The organism is Bartonella sp. MU70NMGDW (genome assembly GCF_042194085.1).
Classification (GTDB): domain Bacteria; phylum Pseudomonadota; class Alphaproteobacteria; order Rhizobiales; family Rhizobiaceae; genus Bartonella; species Bartonella grahamii.
Genome location: NZ_JBHIMK010000185.1, coordinates 1 through 2,415, shown reverse-complemented (window position 1 = coordinate 2,415; position 2,415 = coordinate 1). Strand labels below are relative to the sequence as shown.

The 2,415-nt window shown below is 35.6% G+C and carries 4 protein-coding genes; all 4 read right to left on the bottom strand.

Annotated elements, in window-relative coordinates; all coding sequences use genetic code 11:
- The coding region (locus tag ACFIKE_RS09505) for a DnaB-like helicase N-terminal domain-containing protein (protein ID WP_375649573.1) at positions 1-168 on the bottom strand (168 nt) is incomplete at its 3' end.
- A gap of 262 nt (positions 169-430) precedes the next feature.
- The gene (locus ACFIKE_RS09500; RefSeq protein ID WP_375649571.1) at positions 431-871 is read right to left on the bottom strand and encodes a hypothetical protein; all 441 of its coding nucleotides are present in this window, start codon (positions 869-871) and stop codon (positions 431-433) included.
- A gap of 84 nt (positions 872-955) precedes the next feature.
- Positions 956-1,474: a Rha family transcriptional regulator gene (locus ACFIKE_RS09495; protein WP_252619710.1), complete on the bottom strand. Its 519-nt coding sequence runs from the start codon at positions 1,472-1,474 to the stop codon at positions 956-958.
- Positions 1,475-1,776: 302 nt separating this feature from the next.
- The gene (locus ACFIKE_RS09490; RefSeq protein ID WP_375620301.1) at positions 1,777-2,166 is read right to left on the bottom strand and encodes a hypothetical protein; all 390 of its coding nucleotides are present in this window, start codon (positions 2,164-2,166) and stop codon (positions 1,777-1,779) included.
- Between the last annotated feature and the right edge of the window lie 249 nt (positions 2,167-2,415).

Genomic DNA, 2,415 nt, shown 5'->3' with positions numbered 1-2,415 from the left:
AAAGTGCTCTGCTTTTAAAAAATCAGAAACGCTATCAAGAGCATTATTATTGATAATGATAGCACCCAGCAAAGCTTGTTCTGCTTCAATATTATGGGGAAATTGACGAAAAGAAGATTGTTCTTCTGTTTGAAAAGAAGGTAATTTAACAGCGCTCATTTTATTCATTATGATTTAAATTGATTTGATAAATGATAATTATAAATCACTGAATCTACAGTGTGAATCCCATTTTTATTTTACTTAACAGCTTGCGTTTTGATACGTTTTGTGCAATAAAGAGATGTTCTTTTATATTTCGGTTATTTCTTTTAATCGTTTATTTAGATCGCTAGCTGTTTTGATAATAAAAGCCGTGTCTTAAAGGACGCGGCTTTTTTTAATTCTATCTTTTAGAAGCCGCTTTAGTCAATTTATCTACAGTCTTTATCTATCTACAAAAGGATATTAAACCTGTAGAAATCTCTTTTCTTCCTGTAACCCATGCCCCCAAAATAAGTTGCGTATCTCCAAAAACACGCGCCCTGCCACCAATAATTGCATTCCCATAAGCACGTACATTACCATGAACCTTTGCAAACCCATTAACACACGCCTCATCACAAATTATTGCATTTTCAAAAACCTTCGCATGCCCCCAAACCATAGCAGCATTATAAACCTTGGCATCGTCCCCAACCCAGCAATTACCTTGGTGAGAAAGGTTGTATTCACTTTCAATAAAGCCCCCTAAATCTCCTTTTTTAACACCTCCAAAACTTCTTAAAGCTCTAATGCGATAAAGTGTTCTAACTTTACCATATAAATGGTCTTTAACTTCTGTAGTTTCATTAGTAAGTTCATATTTTTTGGATACATTTTTAGTGGTCATAGGTAGCTCCCTAATCTAACATTTGAATAAATTTTTGAATGAAATGGTTATAAGGAGGCGCCCCCGCACCGCCCGCGCCGTTATTTACGCTGCTTTTGCAATAGCGTTTGTTAAAACGCGCTTGGCTTCTGTCGTAACCAATTTGTAGTGATCAAGCTCTTTTTGTAGATCATTTACATACGATAAACGCGCAGCAATCATTCCCAAAACTTTACCAATTCCCTCAGGAGCTTTTAAACTTTCATAAGAAAATAAATCATTATCTCTAGAGAATAAATCATGATTTTTTGATTGGCTTTTTAATTCATAAAAAGCTTTAACAAGCGCCTTTTTAAATGCACGCACCGTATCATTATTGCGCATATATGTCATCAGTAGAGTTGCTTGTGATTCATTAAGGATTGCGATTTCTCTTTTTTGACATCCGCCATTTGTTTTAAAGGGTACGATCTCAAATCCAACCCTTCCAAACTCTTCAAAATCTTTAATATTTTTACGTAGCAATCTAATAACAGTAGCATGGCTATTACCCACACCCTCTGCAATTTTTAGAGAATTTGTAACTGCAACGCCATCATCATTGATTGTAACTAGATCTTTCATTGAAAAAACCTTTCTAATAGTTAGTACGTTTTTGATTTAAAAACCCTATAAGGGCATCGGGCGCTCAAAAACACGGCTATTAGTCCGTCGCTATGCTTTTCCCTCGCGAAGGGTATTGTATGGCATAGCTACACCCGATGTAATCAATATATGCTAATAATAGCATAAAAAACAATCAGTATTTTAAAGGCATGGGAAAGGTTGTTACGTAACCCATCCGCTAATAGCTAAGTGTTTTTGAAGCACTTGTGATTCGTTTAACAGAATAACCTTTTAATGTCAATACGTATTTTTTATTTTTTTCAATTTTTTTCATTTTGATACCTACCTAATTGAATACCAAGTGCTTTCTCTAGTTCACTGTCTATATCATCATAAGTTTTCACTGCTTTCACTGTACGTTTTTTGATTTCCCTATTCACCTCGTCTATCAATGCTTCGCAACTCAATACGCTTCTTGGCAAATCACCCCCATATATCCAAGCTTTCACTTGCGCCTTGGTACTGTAATCAACTTTACAAGGCATCTCATGATACTGACCACCGTCAAATTCTTCGTATTCTCTTGTGCCATCATCATATTCGTAAAGGTTATAAAAATACTCTGCTACCCCTAATCCCCATGGTGCATGACCGACCGCCGTTGCAACCCACTTTTTTTGCCCTTTCTGTTTACGTTTTTTTAAAAACATCTGGTTTAATATCCCCTATCTAAATCCATAACTTTACCAATGGGTTTATTTGCCTCAAAATGGACCGTACAGAAGCGTTTTTAATTTCAATGTGGTTTTTATCACAAAATCTTTAAATCGCTCTGTACGGTGCCTTTCTGTCAATTTAAACGCATGTCTATTCTCAAAACGTTCAGCAAATTTCACTACTTTGCTGTTTTTTCGGATCCTTTTAAATACGATTTCATGACTGATGCTCCCGAAAAAAGC

Coding starts and splice junctions, on each gene's coding strand:
- ACFIKE_RS09495 (WP_252619710.1), bottom strand. CDS start 1,474: ATGAAAGATCTAGTTACAATCAATGATGATGGCGTTGCAGTTACAAAT.
- ACFIKE_RS09490 (WP_375620301.1), bottom strand. CDS start 2,166: ATGTTTTTAAAAAAACGTAAACAGAAAGGGCAAAAAAAGTGGGTTGCA.
- ACFIKE_RS09500 (WP_375649571.1), bottom strand. CDS start 871: ATGACCACTAAAAATGTATCCAAAAAATATGAACTTACTAATGAAACT.